At 54.8% G+C, this 16,096-nt stretch carries 17 protein-coding genes; 5 read left to right on the top strand and 12 right to left on the bottom strand.

The features are described from left to right. Window positions 1–51: 51 nt before the first annotated feature. From SOJ49_RS15345 to SOJ49_RS15290, 12 genes are all read right to left on the bottom strand, one after another. Complete coding sequence (locus SOJ49_RS15345) at window positions 52–1,266, bottom strand: multidrug effflux MFS transporter (RefSeq protein WP_369855367.1); 1,215 nt, start codon at window positions 1,264–1,266, stop codon at window positions 52–54. A 75-nt stretch (window positions 1,267–1,341) separates the two neighbouring features. Further along, entirely contained in the window at window positions 1,342–2,775 is a 1,434-nt protein-coding gene (locus SOJ49_RS15340) for an aldehyde dehydrogenase family protein (RefSeq protein WP_369855366.1), read from the bottom strand. 89 nt (window positions 2,776–2,864) lie between these two features. Next, window positions 2,865–3,059 carry a hypothetical protein gene (locus tag SOJ49_RS15335; RefSeq protein WP_369855365.1) on the bottom strand — a complete coding sequence of 65 codons (195 nt, stop codon included), beginning with the start codon at window positions 3,057–3,059 and terminating at the stop codon, window positions 2,865–2,867. Between the two features lie 12 nt (window positions 3,060–3,071). Continuing rightward, window positions 3,072–3,923 carry a 3,4-dihydroxyphenylacetate 2,3-dioxygenase gene (gene hpaD / locus SOJ49_RS15330; RefSeq protein ID WP_369855364.1) on the bottom strand — a complete coding sequence of 284 codons (852 nt, stop codon included), beginning with the start codon at window positions 3,921–3,923 and terminating at the stop codon, window positions 3,072–3,074. A gap of 322 nt (window positions 3,924–4,245) precedes the next feature. Beyond that, a complete protein-coding gene (gene hpaR / locus SOJ49_RS15325; protein WP_369855363.1) occupies window positions 4,246–4,668 on the bottom strand; it encodes a homoprotocatechuate degradation operon regulator HpaR in 423 nt (140 codons plus the stop codon). A gap of 58 nt (window positions 4,669–4,726) precedes the next feature. After that, on the bottom strand, window positions 4,727–6,040 hold the full coding sequence (locus SOJ49_RS15320) for a hypothetical protein (RefSeq protein WP_369855362.1): 1,314 nt from the start codon (window positions 6,038–6,040) through the stop codon (window positions 4,727–4,729). A gap of 117 nt (window positions 6,041–6,157) precedes the next feature. Then, a complete protein-coding gene (hpaA, locus tag SOJ49_RS15315) occupies window positions 6,158–7,072 on the bottom strand; it encodes a 4-hydroxyphenylacetate catabolism regulatory protein HpaA (RefSeq protein ID WP_369855361.1) in 915 nt (304 codons plus the stop codon). Between the two features lie 93 nt (window positions 7,073–7,165). Then, a complete protein-coding gene (hpaI, locus tag SOJ49_RS15310) occupies window positions 7,166–7,975 on the bottom strand; it encodes a 4-hydroxy-2-oxoheptanedioate aldolase (RefSeq protein WP_369855360.1) in 810 nt (269 codons plus the stop codon). A 39-nt stretch (window positions 7,976–8,014) separates the two neighbouring features. Continuing rightward, window positions 8,015–8,818: a 2-oxo-hept-4-ene-1,7-dioate hydratase gene (gene hpaH, locus SOJ49_RS15305; protein ID WP_369855359.1), complete on the bottom strand. Its 804-nt coding sequence runs from the start codon at window positions 8,816–8,818 to the stop codon at window positions 8,015–8,017. A gap of 185 nt (window positions 8,819–9,003) precedes the next feature. Beyond that, on the bottom strand, window positions 9,004–9,765 hold the full coding sequence (locus SOJ49_RS15300; protein WP_369855358.1) for a fumarylacetoacetate hydrolase family protein: 762 nt from the start codon (window positions 9,763–9,765) through the stop codon (window positions 9,004–9,006). Window positions 9,766–9,777: 12 nt separating this feature from the next. Next, window positions 9,778–10,554, bottom strand: a complete 777-nt coding sequence (locus SOJ49_RS15295; protein WP_369855357.1) for a fumarylacetoacetate hydrolase family protein — start codon at window positions 10,552–10,554, stop codon at window positions 9,778–9,780. Between the two features lie 152 nt (window positions 10,555–10,706). After that, window positions 10,707–10,931, bottom strand: a complete 225-nt coding sequence (locus tag SOJ49_RS15290; RefSeq protein ID WP_369855356.1) for a hypothetical protein — start codon at window positions 10,929–10,931, stop codon at window positions 10,707–10,709. Between the two features lie 169 nt (window positions 10,932–11,100). Here SOJ49_RS15290 and hpaE point away from each other — a divergent pair, with 169 nt between their 5' ends. The 5 genes from hpaE to SOJ49_RS15265 all read left to right on the top strand — a co-directional run bounded on the left by hpaE (window position 11,101) and on the right by SOJ49_RS15265 (window position 16,094). Beyond that, window positions 11,101–12,564, top strand: a complete 1,464-nt coding sequence (gene hpaE, locus SOJ49_RS15285; protein ID WP_369855355.1) for a 5-carboxymethyl-2-hydroxymuconate semialdehyde dehydrogenase — start codon at window positions 11,101–11,103, stop codon at window positions 12,562–12,564. A 3-nt stretch (window positions 12,565–12,567) separates the two neighbouring features. Then, window positions 12,568–12,948: a 5-carboxymethyl-2-hydroxymuconate Delta-isomerase gene (locus SOJ49_RS15280; RefSeq protein WP_369855354.1), complete on the top strand. Its 381-nt coding sequence runs from the start codon at window positions 12,568–12,570 to the stop codon at window positions 12,946–12,948. A 187-nt stretch (window positions 12,949–13,135) separates the two neighbouring features. Then, on the top strand, window positions 13,136–14,179 hold the full coding sequence (locus SOJ49_RS15275; RefSeq protein ID WP_369855353.1) for a TRAP transporter substrate-binding protein: 1,044 nt from the start codon (window positions 13,136–13,138) through the stop codon (window positions 14,177–14,179). A 9-nt stretch (window positions 14,180–14,188) separates the two neighbouring features. Continuing rightward, window positions 14,189–14,710, top strand: coding sequence for a TRAP transporter small permease (locus tag SOJ49_RS15270; RefSeq protein ID WP_369855352.1), 522 nt, complete (start codon window positions 14,189–14,191; stop codon window positions 14,708–14,710). Window positions 14,711–14,765: 55 nt separating this feature from the next. Then, a complete protein-coding gene (locus tag SOJ49_RS15265; protein ID WP_369855351.1) occupies window positions 14,766–16,094 on the top strand; it encodes a TRAP transporter large permease in 1,329 nt (442 codons plus the stop codon). Window positions 16,095–16,096 lie beyond the last annotated feature (2 nt).

Here is a 16,096-nt window from a genome sequence, read left to right as displayed (position 1 = left end):
TCGTGGTGTGACAGCCACGCCATCAGTATGGCATTGGCGGAGTCTGTGTTGTTATAAATTGGCTTCAGCGACAGCCGGTCGTTGTCGCTTGAGCCAGGAATAGCTGTGGCAGGCCATTGCCAGAACGGGAGCAGCGACCATGCAGCCCATTAATACGATCAGTCCCTGATGCATGAGCCAAGGGGTGATTTGGGCCATCACGGCACCGGTAAGTAGTTGTATAAAACCCATGAGCCCTGACGCGGTTCCGGCGGCGGTATTGGGAAAGCTCAGGGCGCAGGCTATGGCGCCCGATTGAGCGTTGGGCTGGCTGAGGCCACGGCCGAGAGTGACTACCGACATTGGCGCAAACAGCGTCCAGAGGCTGAGTTGGTGTTGCAGGGCGAACCACAGCAGTAATAACGTGCCCAGTAACGACAGGCTGTTACCGAGCATGACCATACGATCGATGTTGAGCGTTTGCGCCAGCCGGGTCGACAGCAAGCTGCCCGTCATAAAGGCCAGTGATACAGCTAAAAACCAGCTGCCAAACTGGGCCGAGTTGCCACCCAGTTGATCCACGACGATGTAGGGCGAACTGCCCATAAACATGTAAAACACTGTAGCGATAAACGTGGTGGAGAGGGCGTAGCCGAGGTATTCCGAAGAGCTCAGTACCTGTCGATACTGAACTAACACTCGTCCTATGCGCAGACCATCACTTTTTTGCTGGCAGGTTTCTGGTAACCATTTTACGGCAGCCAGTGCTACGCCGGTGCCAATCACCAACGGCAGTAAGAAGGTGCTGCTCCAGCCAAACCAGAGGTTGAGAAAGCCACCCAGCGTGGGGGCGATGGACTGGGCGATGGCAATCGACATCACCATATACCCCATTTTTCCGGCTGCGCCCTGACGGCCGTGTACATCGACAATGATAGTGCGCGCCAGCGACATGGCGGTACTGCCGCCCAGTGCCTGTAACATCCGTCCGGCAATCAGCAGGGTGATATCGTTGGCGCTCGCGGCTAAGACACTGCCAGCCACATGTAATGCCAAGCCCCATAACAACACCGGTTTGCGGCCGAAGTAATCCGCCAGCGGCCCGGAGATCAGCTGGCCAATGGCCAGGGTCAGCAGGTAGGCGGTAAACGTCAGCTGAATGGTGTTGATGTCCACACCCAGATCCCGCGCTGCATCTGGCATGGCGGGCACGAACAGGTTCAGTGCCAGCGGGCTTGCCAGCGCCACGGTAGAGAGCAGCGGCATGGGGACGTGGGGTTTGTTCAAACGTGTTCCTCGTATGGTTTGGTGACCCAAAAGCCGTTCCCACGCTGAGTGTGGGAACGGCGGTGCAACCGACGCTTACGTGTTCGGGTTGCGCAGTACCATCAAGCGGATTTCGGTCATGTCTTCGATGGCATACCGCACGCCTTCACGGCCAATGCCGGAGTCTTTCACACCGCCGTAAGGCATGTGGTCGACTCGCCAGCTCGGGACATCACCAATGACGACACCGCCGACGTCCAGTTCGTCCCAGGCTTTCTGTGCTTTGTAGATGTCTTTGGTGAAAATGCCCGCTTGCAGGCCGAAGTCGGAGTTATTGACTTCTTTCAGCGCGTCATCGAAGTTGCTGAATTTGCTCAGGATGGCGACCGGGCCGAAGGCTTCTTGGGTGTTGACGTTCATCTCGGCTGTGACGTCACACAGCAGTGTGGCTTGCAACATGGCACCGTCGCGCTCGCCGCCACAGAGTACGGTGGCGCCGCCTTCTTTGGCTTCTTCTACCCAGGTGTGCAGTCGGATGGCTTCTTTCTCGGAAATCATCGGGCCGATAAAGGTGTTTTCATCGGCGGGGTCGCCGTGTACCAGTGCGCCAACGGCCTTGGCCAGACGGGCTTTGGTATCGTCGTACAGGCTGTCGTGCACCATGATGCGCTGCACCGAAATACAGCTCTGGCCAGACTGGTAATAAGCACCAAACACAATACGCGTCACGGCATCGTCAAGGTCGGTGCCTTCGTCAACGATACAGGCGGCGTTGCCACCCAGTTCCAGTACTACGGGTTTTTTGCCGGCTTTGGCTTTCAATGCCCAGCCAACTTCCGGCGAACCGGTGAAACTCAGTAGCTTGAGGCGCTCGTCGGTGGTGAACAGGTCAGCGCCATCGCGGTGACACGGCAGAATCGAGAACGCGCCTTTGGGCAGGTCGGTCTCGGCCAGAATTTCACCGATAATCAGTGCGCCAACAGGGGTCAGGGAGGCGGGTTTGAGTACAAACGGACAACCCGCTGCCAGTGCCGGGGCCACTTTGTGGGCCGCCAGGTTCAGCGGGAAGTTGAACGGCGAAATAAACGAACAGGGGCCAATCGGCACGCGTTTCCATTGACCGCTGTAGCCTTTGGCGCGCGGGGTTATGTCCATCGGGATTACTTCACCGTAAATACGGGTGGCTTCTTCGGCGGCGATCTTGAAGGTGTCGATCAAACGGGTCACTTCACCGCGAGCATCCTTGATTGGCTTGCCTGCTTCCAGGCACAGGGCCTGGGCGATTTCTTCAAAGCGTTGTTCAAAACGACGGACGCAGTGGTAAATGATTTCCTGGCGCTTGTAGGCTGGCATCTTGCGCATGGGTTCGGTGGCTTCAACCGCCGCCGCAATGGCTTTATCGATGGCGTCAACGTCAGCCATGGCGACGCGGGTGGCTACTTCGCCGGTGTATTTGTTTTTTACTTCCAGATCCTGGTTCGGAGCCATTGGCTCGTTGGCCAGGTAATAGGGGTAGGATGCCTGCAGCATGGTAAACCTTCTGTGTTGAGTTTATTGGTCTTTCAGGGCGGCCTGGCCCAGCGCTGAGATGGCCGCTTCTGCACATTGAATATCGTGTTCTACGGTTGCCCCCGATATGCCGACAACACCCACCACCCGAGTCCCGGATGGTAACTCGCCAATGGCACTCCTTGGGGGCTGACAATACAAATACAAACGGCCACGCCAAGCTCTCCGGCCTTGAGCCGGGCAGCCTGTAACATGGCCAGAGCGGAGTCGCGGCTCCGCTCGTCGAGCGAGTGGGTCACGCTCATAAAGCGTCGTGTCTATACATGGAACTGGACGTTGGTCTGACCGGTGCCGGAGCTTTCGAAATAGGGGGTCAGTACTTCGGCCTTGCCCTGGTACTTGTCCCAACCCAGGGCACCAAACAGCATGGCAGTGTCGTGCATACCGCCTTCGCCAGAACAGAATTTGGCGTATTCCGGCAGCATCTTCAGGAACGTGGCGTACTTGCCTTGCTCCCACAGTTGCAGTACCCGCAGGTCAACCTGCTTGTGAAACTCGCGGGAGATGGTGAAGGTGCCGTTGTTGGCTTCGTACAGTTCGTTTTCCCAGATCTGGTGCGACAGCGAACCAGAGGCAACCACCATGACCTTGCCGTCGTACTCCTTGATTGCTGCGGCGATGGCTTCGCCCAGTACGCGGGAGTCGTTGAGATTATGAACGGTGCACCAGGCTGCTACCGACACCACCTTGAATTGCGAATCCGGATCCATAAATTTCAGTGGCACCAGCGTGCCGTATTCCAGATCCAGCGTTGGCACCTGGTGCGACAGAGTATGCACCCCTTTTTCCGTCGCCTTGGCGGCAATTGCATCCCCCAGCGCCGGTGCACCAGGATGGCTGTATTCAAGGTTCTGGATAAAGTGCGGAAACTCGTGGCTGGTGTACACGCCTTCAAAATGTTTGTTGCTGTTAATGTGGAACCCGGCGTTGACCAGCCAGTGGGTGTCCAGAATCACCACGGTATCGACACCGGCAGCACGGGCACGACGCCCCAGCTCACGGTGGCCATCAATGGCGGGCTGGCGGCAGCCTTCCAGTTTGCCAGGCTGCTCCGACAGCAGCATGGTAGGTACATGAGTCACTTTTGCAGCAAGGGTCATTTCGCCCATGGTCGTCACCTTTTTATCGTTGTTAGACAGAATTGGCTTGTCCCGACGGCAGACCGGCTTTTGGTCGGGAGCATGGAGGGTATGGTTATCCATGCGGCTAAGTGATCACTAAATATTAACATGTTAAGTAAAAATATAATTAACATGTTATCTAATGTCAATGGAGCATCCTGGCTGGAGTGAACGAGCCTTGAGGTAAATCAGTCCAGGGCTTGAGGCAGGTCAGCTTTTGCTGGCTGAGGCGTTGTTAGCCGCGAAGAGTGTTTGCGTGCCAGGGCCCCGAGCTGTCGGGGAGGGACGACAACGGCATGCCGGGAGAGATTCAAGGTTCAAGTTTGATGATTTCATCCAGCAGCTCTTTCAGCAAATCCATCTTTTGTGGTGACAGCTGGCTGGTCATTTCAGCATAGAGTCCTTCCATTCGTGGGCTGGCGTTGGCAAACATGGTTTTGGCTTTTTCGGTCAGGCTGATCAGGATCCGGCGCTGGTCTTCGGTGGACTTGCGGCGGCGGAGATAATCTTGTGCTTCGAGTCGGTTGATGATGCCAGTGAGACTGGGGCTGAGAATACAGCACAGTTCAGCCAGCTGCTTGGACTCCAGCTCCTCGTATTCGTTGAGGGCTCGAATCACTCGCCATTGCTGTTCTGTGAGGCCGATTTCTTGCAGGATAGGCCTGAAAAAAGCCATGGTGGACTCGCGTGACTTGAGCAATTTGAGTGGAATGGAGTCGTCGAACTTGCGCATTAAAAGGGCTTCCGTTGTGCTTGTCTGAATCGTCTGGGCGGGCGGTGTCTGCCCGTATTTATTGTATACCGGCTGCTTCCATCACCAGCAATATCAGGCTGGTGAGTAGCAGCATCAGCAGGGTGTAGGGCAGGTTGTGACGCAGGATCTCGCGATTACCAACCTGGTACTGGCCCTGCACGATAAAGTTCAGGCCGCTGAATACACTACCCGACATCGACAGGGATACCCCCATGATATAAGCAATGGCCATCAGTGTCGGGGTAGCGGTGACGTTGTGCATCAGACCGGCAAAGATGGCGAACAGGGCAAACTGGTGGACACCGAGGCTGGCAATAATAACGATGGCCAGCATAGTGATAATAGCCACCATGGCGCTGGTTTGTTCAAACGGAAAGCTGATCAGCCCGGAGCTGATGCAGGCTTTGACTCCGGCTGCGAGAAAACCGGCAGCAAGAAACAAAGACACTTCCGGACGACCGTTAGGCAGCTGGGTGGTGATGTGTTTTTTCAGCGTATCGAGGCCACCGGCAAGGCCATTTCGCCACCCCATCAGTGTGGTGGGAATCAGCACGGCGACAGCAGAGACAATGGCGACCATGGGGGTGTTCGGGAACAGCCGGTGGCTGATTAACAGGGTGCCGATCAGAATACCGGGAAGAAACAGGCTGGCTGGCCGAATTGGATAACCCTGATACGTTGCCAGTTCGTCACCGTAGCGCAGTTTCGCTTCGATCAGGGTGACGGCCATACCCAAAACGACCAGAGTTAAGGCCCATGGGTAGACCTGCGGCATTTGTACGCCGGGTACTTGTTCCAGAATCAGCGGGATCATGCTGAGAAATGGCGACCAGAAAATCGCCAGCGAAAACCCCCGTGACAATAAGATGTAAGACAGCGGGCTGATTCGGCCATCCCGCTGGATCTGGTCACCAATCAGCACCAGCGACGAGAAGTTCGCAACGGACGAAAACAGGTGCATACCACCCAGCGTCAGACCAAAGCTGCGTATGCCGCTGCTTTTACCGCCGGGATAGAGGCGAGTGGCGAGGCGAATAAAATTCACGGCGGCCAGCAGCATGACTAATTTCAGATGCTCTCGCATCATGTGCAGCAGATCAAAACCCCCGCCACGACTCCAGGCCCAGAGCGCAAATCCGAATCCGGCGGCGATCAGAATCAGAATGGGGAGCCGCTGTTTGCGATTGAGCCGTGGCAATTCAATCACCAGAAATGCCCACGCCAGCAGGGTGGCCAGGTTGGTGGCTTCGATCAGGTTCAGGGTATCGGCCAGAGTTAGCGCCCAGGTCAGCAGTAGCAACACACCGGAAACAGCAACCGGCGGCCAAAAGGGTGGCAGGGAGAGGTTCAAGAGAGTCTCTTAAGATGTTAAATAAATAATGGCTATCCTACACTGGCCAGCAGGAATGATGAAGTTAGTGCATGAAAATGAAGGCGTTGATCGATATCGGGCGGTCAATAATGGCATTTATGCAAGGTCACGTTCCTGTTCGCGAAATCCTTTTGGGGTGATTCCGGCCTGTTTGCGGAAAAAACGTGAGAAATAGGATGGATCGGTAAAGCCCAGCTGATAGCCAATATCGTTGATGGTATGGCTGGAATAGCGCAGCAGGCGTTTGCTTTCTTGCAGCATGCGGTCGTGGATCAAGCGTTTGGGTGGGCAGTTGGCGACGCGTTGGCAAATATGATTCAAATGGCTTTCAGAGACGCCGATGGCATCGCAGTATTTGATCAGCGGCCAGCGTTGGCGAAACTCCCGTTCAATCAGCTCGGAAAAGCGGCGGAACTGGCGTAGCTCTTCGCTGTTGACTATTTGCGACGGGGAGGCGGCAGGGGCGAGCCGCAGCAGTTGTAATAGCAACAGCCTGACCAAGGTTTCGAGCGCAAAACGTTTATCGCTATTGTGTTGATTCCATTCATCTTGCACTGACTCCAGTGTGAGCGCCAGGCGTTGCCACTGACGCTGACCGTCTGCGTCAAGCTGGCGTTGTTCAATGCCGATGGGAACCACGCGTTCCGCTTCCAGATGTGTGTGCTGGCTATCGTGTAACAGCTGCCACAGCAGGGACTCGTGCAGCGTCAGCACGTAACCGGTAACGCCAGGTTCGGTCATAAAGGAGTGGGGTACCGACGGCGGGGTTAAAAAACAGCAGGCTCCCTGGCAGTGGTAGACCTGGTCGTCGATGTAAAAATGGCTTTCACCCCCCTCAATAAAATGAATTTGCAAATAACGGGCATGCAGGTGCACCGGCATATCACGGCCAAAAAAATCTGCCATGCGGCCCAGTACATCGAAATGAAGACTGGCATTTTCGTAATGGCGGTCGTAGTCCTGACCGATAACGATATTGGGAATCCATTCGTTCAGGTGATTAACGGGCATAGTTGCTTCTGGTTGATTTTTTTATTGTGTCCTCTTGTTCCCACGTTCTACGTGGGAACATCCGGCTCTGAGGCCGGAGGTCTGACGCGGCGGTTAATACACCGAGCCTTTTTCCTGCTTGATGGCGTTAACACTGCTTTTGAATTCAGCTGCCAGGTCGGTGGTGGCTTTCATTAACAAACCGGTGTCGGTGCCGACTCCGACAAACAAGGCTCCCTGTTCAATGTAGCGCTTGGCGAGGGTTTTGTCGGCAATAAGAATACCGGGTGCTTTGCCTGCGGCAACGATTTTGGCCAGCGATGCTTCAATCACCGCCTGTACATCCGGGTGAGCCGGGTTGCCGATGTGGCCCATGGAGGCACTCAGATCAGACGGGCCAATAAACACGCCATCAACCCCTTCGACAGCCAGAATATCATCCAGCGCTGCCACACCTTGCGGGGTTTCAATCTGGATCAGCACGCACATCTGGTCGTTGGCGGTTTTCAGGTAGTCGGCAGTACGGTTGAACTCGGAGGCGCGAGCGAGGGCACTGCCGACTCCGCGAATACCGGCAGGCGGGTAGCGCGTTGCGGCGACCACCTCGGCTGCTTGTGCACCGGATTCCACCATGGGGGCCAGTACGGTTTGGGCACCGAGGTCAAGGATCTGTTTGATGCGCACGGCATCCGGCCAGGCCGGTCGTACGATGGGGGTTACCGGAAAGGCCGACATGCCTTGCAGTTGACCCAAAATGGTTTGCAGGTCGTTGGGGGCGTGTTCGGCGTCTATTAACAACCAGTCGAAACCGGCCCCGGCGCAGAGTTGGGCGGTATAGGCGTTGGCGAGCCCGAGCCACAAGCCAATCTGGGCTTGGTTACCGGACTGAATTGCCTGTTTGAATGTATTAATGGGAGCGGACATCTTGTCTCCTGAGTCTAACGCATGTCGAATGTGGGGCGGTTATTTGAAGAAACAAGTAATCGAACCCAGTTCGCCGTAATCCACTTGAAACGTGTCGCCCTGGCGCGCCGCCACTGGACGGGTGAATGAACCTCCCAGAATGATCTGGCCGGGTTCCAGTGTGATGCCGTACGGATGCAAGCGGTTGGCCAGCCAGGCGACGCCGTTGGCCGGGTGGTTCAAAACGCCAGCGGCGACACCGGTTTCTTCAATCACGCCATTGCGGTACATGATGGCACCGATTCGGCGCAGATCCACATCCATCGGTTTGATCGGTCGACCACCGAGGATGATCCCGGCATTGGCGGCGTTGTCGGAAATGGTGTCGAATACTTTACGCGGACGGCCGGAGTCGGGGTCAATGGACTGCGAGCGGGCATCGATCAGTTCCAGTGCTGGAATCACGTAGTCTGTGGCGTTGTAAACGTCGAAGATGGTGCAGTTCGGGCCGCTCAGCGGGGCCTTCAGGATGAAGGCCAGTTCGACTTCGATGCGAGGCACAATGAAGCGATCGGTGGGGATCTCTGCGGCGTCCTGAAACAGCATGTCGTCGAGCAGAGTACCGTAATCCGGTTCGTCAATTTGCGAGGACATTTGCATGGCCCGCGAGGTCAGGCCAATTTTATGGCCAATGATTTTGCGACCTTCGGCCAGCTTCAGCTTCAGCCATTCGCTTTGTACTTTGTAGGCATCCGGGATGGTGATGTCCGGGTGTTGAAGCGACAGCTGGCGGATTTGCTGGCGCTCTTTTTCGGCCTGGTGCAATTGGGCTGCGCAGTCTTTGATGATGTCGTCTGAGAGCATATTTTTCTTATCGAAGCGGCTTAGGGCTGCTTCTTACTCCTGTTAAAGGCGGTGTGCCGTGTGATTCAGGGGCAAGCCCCCTCTGCAATGGGAGGGGGCCGTGTTCTTCGGGGCAGCCCCTTCTATGATGGGGCGTGTCCGAACCGGTCGGCGGTCGCTTGCGGCCGATGTTTTTGGCAATCGGTTTACAGTGATTCCAGGTACTGACTTTCGCTGATGATGTGATTCACCAGACGGCCAACGCCTTCGACCTCGGTCACAATTTCGTCGCCGGGTTGCACGTCAGCCAGACCTTCGGGAGTGCCGGTGAAGATCATGTCGCCTTCTTCCAGTGTCATGATGGCGCTCAGGTATTCCACCAGGAACGGGATATTGAATACCATGTCCTTGGTTGAACCTTCCTGCTTCAGCTCACCGTTAATATAGGTGCGCAGGGCCAGATTGTGCGGGTCGGCAACTTCAGCGGCATCAATGATGTAAGGGCCAAGCGGCGTGCAAGTATCGCGGCTCTTAACGCGCAGGTTCGGGCGGTAGTAGTTTTCCAGATAGTCACGGATGGCGTAATCGTTGCCGACGGTATAACCACCGATGTAGTCCATGGCGTCTGCGCGGGAAACGTTTTTGGCGGTTTTGCCAATCACCGCAACCAGCTCACACTCGTAGTGCATGTAGTCAACGTTGTCTGGACGATAGGTGTTTTTACGGTGGCCCAGCAGCGCGTTGGGACCTTTCAGGAACACCAGAGGCTCTTCTGGTGCCTTGAACGCCAGCTCGGCCGCGTGGTCTGCGTAGTTCAGACCCAGAACAAACATCTTGCCGTCGCAAGGTGGCAGCCAGTTGGCATCGGCTTCAGTGATAACCGTGCCATCCGCCAGCAGAGCGTCATTATTGTCATTAACGGTAACTGCCGTGACCTGGCCGTTGAACAGAATGCGTGCGCGTTTCATATCGTTGCTCCCTTAAACCCGTTCCGCTTGGCTGTTTGATTTACTGACGCTTTCAATAACAACTGAGTTTTCCAGGCGGCCAATGGTGTCGATGTCAATCGCGACGGTATCACCGGCTTTTAATGCCAGCTGCTCCGTGCGTTCGGGGGTTCCGGCAATGATCAGGTCACCGGCTTCCAGCGTCATGAAGCTGCTCAGGTAGCTCACCAGTTCAGCAACACCGGCCCGCAACTGGTCGGTGCTAGTGGTATGCGTCAGCTCACCGTTGATATAGGTGTGAATCGCCAGTGCGGCGGGGGTGGCAACGTCAGCAGCATCCACAACCCATGGGCCAATCGGGCAGAAGCCATCACGGCACTTGGCTTTGACGGCCGGGCGGTAGAACGAGGTTTCGGCCAGCGACACTTCGTTAACCACGGTGTAGCCACCGACAAATTCCAGCGCGTTTGTTTCGCTCACGCGAGTGGCTTGCTTGCCAATCACAATGCCAAGGGACGGGCCTGCATACAGGGGTGCACCATCAGCTGGAGCCGGGATGGCAGCGCCGTAGCCAATGTGGGTGTTGGCGGTTTTAATGTGCAGAACCGGGCGTGTTGGCGGATTCACATGAGGCTTTTCATGGAACGATGGCTCCAGCTTGGCGTACAGCGCCTTGTCGTTCAGTGCGATGCCGAACACGGTGCCGGTGGTGGCTGCCAGCCACTCGGTGGAAGTCATGTCTTGATCGCTGTTGACAGCGCTGACCAGGTCGGTTGCAACGCCATCCTTCAGGATGCGGCTGTGCCTCATGGTGGGTTCTCCAGATAAATTGAAAGATAGCGGCGAGGCCGAATCATGCCTGGCTGCTTGATCGCTAAGCCCAAAAGCCAGTCGATCATTATTTTTGTTTACATGTTAACTAGTTTTGCGAGCAGGTCGCTAAATGTCAATAAGTTAATATGTTAATTAGTATGCTGTGTATGGAAAATGGGATGATTGGGAGTGTGCCGGTATAAAAGGGGGAAGAGGTGAATGGCAAAAAAACGATGTGTATTTTGAGCCTGGCACTCGACATCAACACCACCAGCAACATCAACACCACCAGCAACAGCACCAGCAACACCACCAGCAACACCAACAGGAACACCAACAGGAACACCAACAGGAACACCAGCAAAATCATGCACCGACTTGTGCCTGAAACACATTTGGATGGCATCTGTCTGTTGACAATGATTAACATGTTAAATAGATTGGTTAATATATTAATTGGTTTGCGGCTCACCTTGGGTTGGCTGACCGGTAGAACACCAGAGTCGTCAGCGGCTCGTTGCAAACAAGAAAAGGCAGACACAGATGATCAAGAACCTGATTAACGGCAAGTGGGTTGAGAGCAAGGAAACGTTTGAAACTGTGAATCCGGCCACGGGTGAAGTGCTGGCAGAAGTGGCTCATGCCACGCCGGAGCAAGTGGCAGCGGCGTGCCAGGCGGCAAAAAATGCCTTTCCGGCCTGGGCCAATATGGCGGTGGCGAAGCGTTCAAAAATCATCGAGAAGCTGGGTGACCTGATTGCCGACAACGTTGATGAACTGTCGGCGATGGAAACTGCCGACACTGGTTTGCCACTGTATCAGACGCGTAATGCCTTGATTCCACGGGCTTCCAGTAATTTCTATTTTTTTGCTGAAAAAGCCAAACAAATGAATGGTCATACTTACCCGATGGATGACCAGATGCTGAATTACACCCTGTACCAGCCAACCGGTGTGTGTGCGTTGATTTCGCCATGGAACGTGCCGTTTATGACTGGCACCTGGAAGACTGCTCCCGCTCTGGCATTGGGCAACACGGCCGTGATGAAGCAGTCCGAGCTGTCGCCGCTGACCACGGATTTCCTTGCAAAGCTGGCACTTGAAGCCGGTATACCAGCGGGTGTGTTTAATGTGGTGCATGGTTTTGGCAGCACCACGGGCAACGCGTTGATTACGGATCCTAACGTCAATGCGATTTCGTTCACGGGTGGTACATCGACCGGCAAGCACATTATTGCCAACGCTGGCCTGAAGAAGTTTTCGATGGAGCTGGGTGGCAAATCGCCGGTGATGGTGTTTGACGATTGCGACTATGAGCGGGCGTTAGATGCGGCGGTGTTTGGCATCTTCTCGATCAACGGTGAGCGCTGCACCGCCGGTTCGCGCATCTTTGTACAAGAAGGCATTTACGACCGTTTCTGTGACGATTTTGCTGCCCGTGCCAGCAAGATCAAAGTGGGCGACCCGATGGATATGGACACCAAAGTCGGTTCACTGATCAGCCAGGGGCATTGGGACAAGGTCACCGGCTATATCAAGATCGGTATCGAAGAAGGTGCCACGCTGATTGCTGGTGGCCCTGAAAAGCCGGTGAATGAGTTGCCGGATCAGCTGAAAGGCGGTCATTTCGTGCGCCCGACCGTGTTCCGCGATGTTACGAACAACATGCGTATTGCCCGTGAAGAAATCTTTGGCCCAGTGGCGGTATTGATTCCGTTCAGGGACGAAGCCGATGTTGTGGCGATGGCCAACGACAACGATTACGGCCTGGCCTCGTATCTGTGGACTCAGGATGTGGGCAAGGTGCATCGCATTGCCCGTTCAGTGGAAGCCGGGATGATGTTTGTGAACAGCCAGAACGTCCGCGACCTGCGTACGCCATTTGGTGGTGTGAAAGGTTCCGGTACCGGTCGTGAAGGTGGTGACTACAGCTTCGAAGTATTCTGTGAGCCCAAAAATGTGTGTATCAGCATGGGTTCTCATCACATTCCGAAGTGGGGCGTGTAAACCATGCCGCATTTCGTCGTCGACTATTCCGACAACTTGCACGAGTTGCTGGATTTTCAGCTGCTGTTCAAGGCGTTGCATGAATACGTGGTATCGACCGGTGCGTTCCCGATAGGTGGTGTGCGCAGTCGTGCCATTCGTTGTTACGACTATCGGGTGGCCGATGGTCGTGAGGATTTCGGCTACCTGAACCTGAGTCTGAAGATCGGCCATGGCCGTGATATGGAACTCAAACAGGCGGTTGCCAAACGGGTGTTCGAAATATTATGCGATTGGATGAAACCGGTGACCGACGCGCATTATGTTCAGATTTCGTTCGAAATGACGGAACTGGATCCAGTGCTCAAGTTTAATAAAAATAACATCCATCCACTGTTTGTCTGAGCGCTTTGCCGGGCAGATGAGTAGGTGGTTTTCCCGTGTTATTTGCAGCGTCGAGCCGCAGCAAATATCCAACCTGCCGTCTAAAACGGGCGGTAGATGACAATAAAAATACCCCTGCAACGAGATAGTAAGGCGTGCGCTTGACGCTTTACGTGTTTGGGGAGTGAACATCTCAAGAGGCCGAAAAATGATAACAATGAAACATCGTCTGAAATCTGCCATGTCGGTACTGATTCTTGCTGCTGGTGCAGCAATGACCGCACCGGCATATTCTGAAACCATTTTACGTGTGGGCACCTGGTTGCCGCCGACCAACGCCCAGAACGCGGTGGTGTGGCCAACCTGGGCCAAGTGGGTGGAAGAAGCCACGGAAGGCCGCGTCAAGGTCAAGATCGAGAACAGCTCGGGTCATCCAAAAACGCTGTTTCAACTGGTTGAAGACGGTGTTTACGATGCCAGTTTCAGCTATCACGGTTATGTTCCTGGTCGGTTCAAACTGCCCCAGATTGTCGAGCAACCAGGTTTGGGTGTGGGTGCCGAAGCAGCGTCGGTGGCCTTGTGGCGGGTATATGAAAAATATCTGAAGGATGCGAATGAGTTCGACGGTCTGGAAGTGATCGGCATGTTCACCCACGGCCCTGGCCATATTCATACCAAGAAGCCGATCGATTCTTTTTCTGATCTGGAAGGCATGAAGATCCGTGTTGGTGGTGGTGTCCAGAGCGTGCTGGCGGAGCGTATGCATGTCACGGCGGTAGGTGCTCCGGCCCCCAAAGTTTATGAGATGCTGCAGCAGGGTGTGATCGACGGGGTGTTCCTGCCGATGATGGAGCAAAAGGTGCTGCGTCTGAACGAAGTCACCAACTATGTCACTGTGTTGCCAGAAGGCATGTACATGGGCAGCTTCTCGATTTTTGTTAACCCTGAATTTATGGAAGACCTGGAGCCTCGTGACCGCAAAGCGATTCTGGCGGTATCGGGTGAAAAACTGTCGGCCATGGCCGGTCGTGCCTGGGATGCCGGTGATGCCGAAGGGTATCAGGCTGCCAAAGCGGCAGGGGTGAAAATTGTCCATGTTTCTGCCAAGGATCTGATGTCACGCCAGTTTGAAAAGCTGATACAGGGTATGGATCAGGAGTGGATTGAGTCGGTGAAGGATCGTGATGTGAATGCTGCGGAAGCGTTGCGTGAACTGCGCAAAATCGCCCGCAGCTATCAGCCTGCACAGTGAGGTAACAGTATGTCTTTCGCTGATTTTATGGCGGAGCACTACGAAGAAAAGGGACCAGCCGCCTGGCTGGCCCTGGCTCTTGAAGCCTTTGCGGCTGTGGTGCTGTTCGCCCTGATGTGCCTGACCTGTGCTGATGTGATTGGTCGCTATTTTTTTAATAACGCGGTTGATGGTGCGGTTGAGTTGACGGAGCTGGGTATTGCGCTGTTGGTGTTCGCCGAGATGCCTATTATCACCTGGCGCGGTGGTCATGTGGTGGTGGATATTCTGGATCGTTATCTGGGTAGCAAGCTGATTTGTGCCTTGGGTATGTTGTCGGCGCTGGCGATGTCCGGTGCGCTGTATTTCCTCGCGGGTCGGATGATGGATCTGGCTGAGCGCTCGATTCGACGCGAAGTTGTGACCGAGTATCTGGGAATGCCCGTGGGTTACATTGTCCAGTATATCGCGGTAATGAGTTATATCACCGCCGCGCTGATGCTGACCTACGGTATGTATCGGATCTTTACTGAATCCAGAGAGCCTTCCTGATTACTCTGGATGATCACTCTGACCACCCATTTCTCCGCTTTTTCTGGATTGTTTTATGACTGAAGCTCTTATCGGCTTTGCCATCCTGTTGGCATTGATCATTCTTATTCGAGTGCCTATTGCGTTTGCCATGGGCCTGACAGGTTTCTTCGGTTTTGCCGTATTGCAAGGCCTGGGTTTTGATAATTTTATGGATTTTCGCTGGACCGGGCCTTTGTCGATGGCGTCGAACCGGGTGATTGATACCGCTCAGGAATATGGCCTGTCGGTCATTCCGCTGTTTATTTTAATGGGCAATCTGGTGACCAAATCCGGGTTGTCGCAAGAGTTGTATCAGGCTTCCAATGCCTTTCTCGGGCACCGTCGTGGTGGTCTGTCCATGGCAACGGTGGTGGCCTGTGGCGGCTTTTCCGCGATTTGTGGTTCATCACTGGCGACCTCTGCCACCATGGCCAAGGTGGCGATGCCGCCGATGCGTAAATTCGGCTATTCCGATTCACTGGCAACAGCGTCGATTGCCGCTGGTGGCACGCTGGGGATTCTGATCCCTCCCAGTGTCATTCTGGTGATTTACGGTCTGTTGACCGAGTCGAGTATTCGCGAGTTGTTTGCGGCCGGATTCTTGCCGGGCTTGTTGGGTATTCTGTTGTATTTGGGCGCGGTGCGTTTTGTGGTCTGGCGTGACCCGTCGTCAGGCCCGCGTGGCGAGAAAATGAGCTGGTCTGAACGCTGGGATGCCTTGCGGGGTGTCTGGGGTGTACTGATTCTGTTTACGGTAGTGATGGGTGGGATTTATCTGGGAGTGTTCACCCCAACCGAAGCCGCAGGTGTGGGTGCAGGCGGTGCTTTTGTGATTGCGCTGGCACGTCGCTCGCTCAGTTTCGGTGATTTGTTTAATGCCCTGACAGACACCGGTCGTACCAGTGCGATGCTGTTTACGGTACTGATTGGGGCGCTGATCTTCTCTGATTTTATCAACCGTGCCGGTTTGCCGGATGAATTACTGACACTGGTGACCTCGCTGGATATTGGCCCTATGGGGGTGATTCTGGTGATTCTGGCGATTTATATCGTGCTTGGAATGGTGTTCGAGAGCTTGTCGATGATGTTGCTGACGGTGCCGATTTTTTATCCGCTGGTACAGAGCCTGGGCTTTGATCTGGTGTGGTTTGGCATCGTAGTGGTGGTGGTCACGGAAATCAGTCTTATTACGCCGCCGGTGGGGATGAATGTGTTTGTACTCAGTGCGGTACTGCGCGATGTGAACCCGGCGACCATTTTCAAAGGGGTAACACCCTTCTGGTGTGCCGATATTGTGCGTCTGGCGCTGATTGTCTTTATTCCGGCGATCTCGCTGATTCTGCCTGAACTCTTGTACCGCTAACC

The organism is Candidatus Thalassolituus haligoni, from assembly GCF_041222825.1.
Lineage (GTDB): Bacteria > Pseudomonadota > Gammaproteobacteria > Pseudomonadales > Oceanobacteraceae > Oceanobacter > Oceanobacter antarcticus.
The sequence above is the reverse complement of the archived record's forward strand: the minus strand, read 5'-3'. Positions and strand labels throughout refer to the sequence as shown.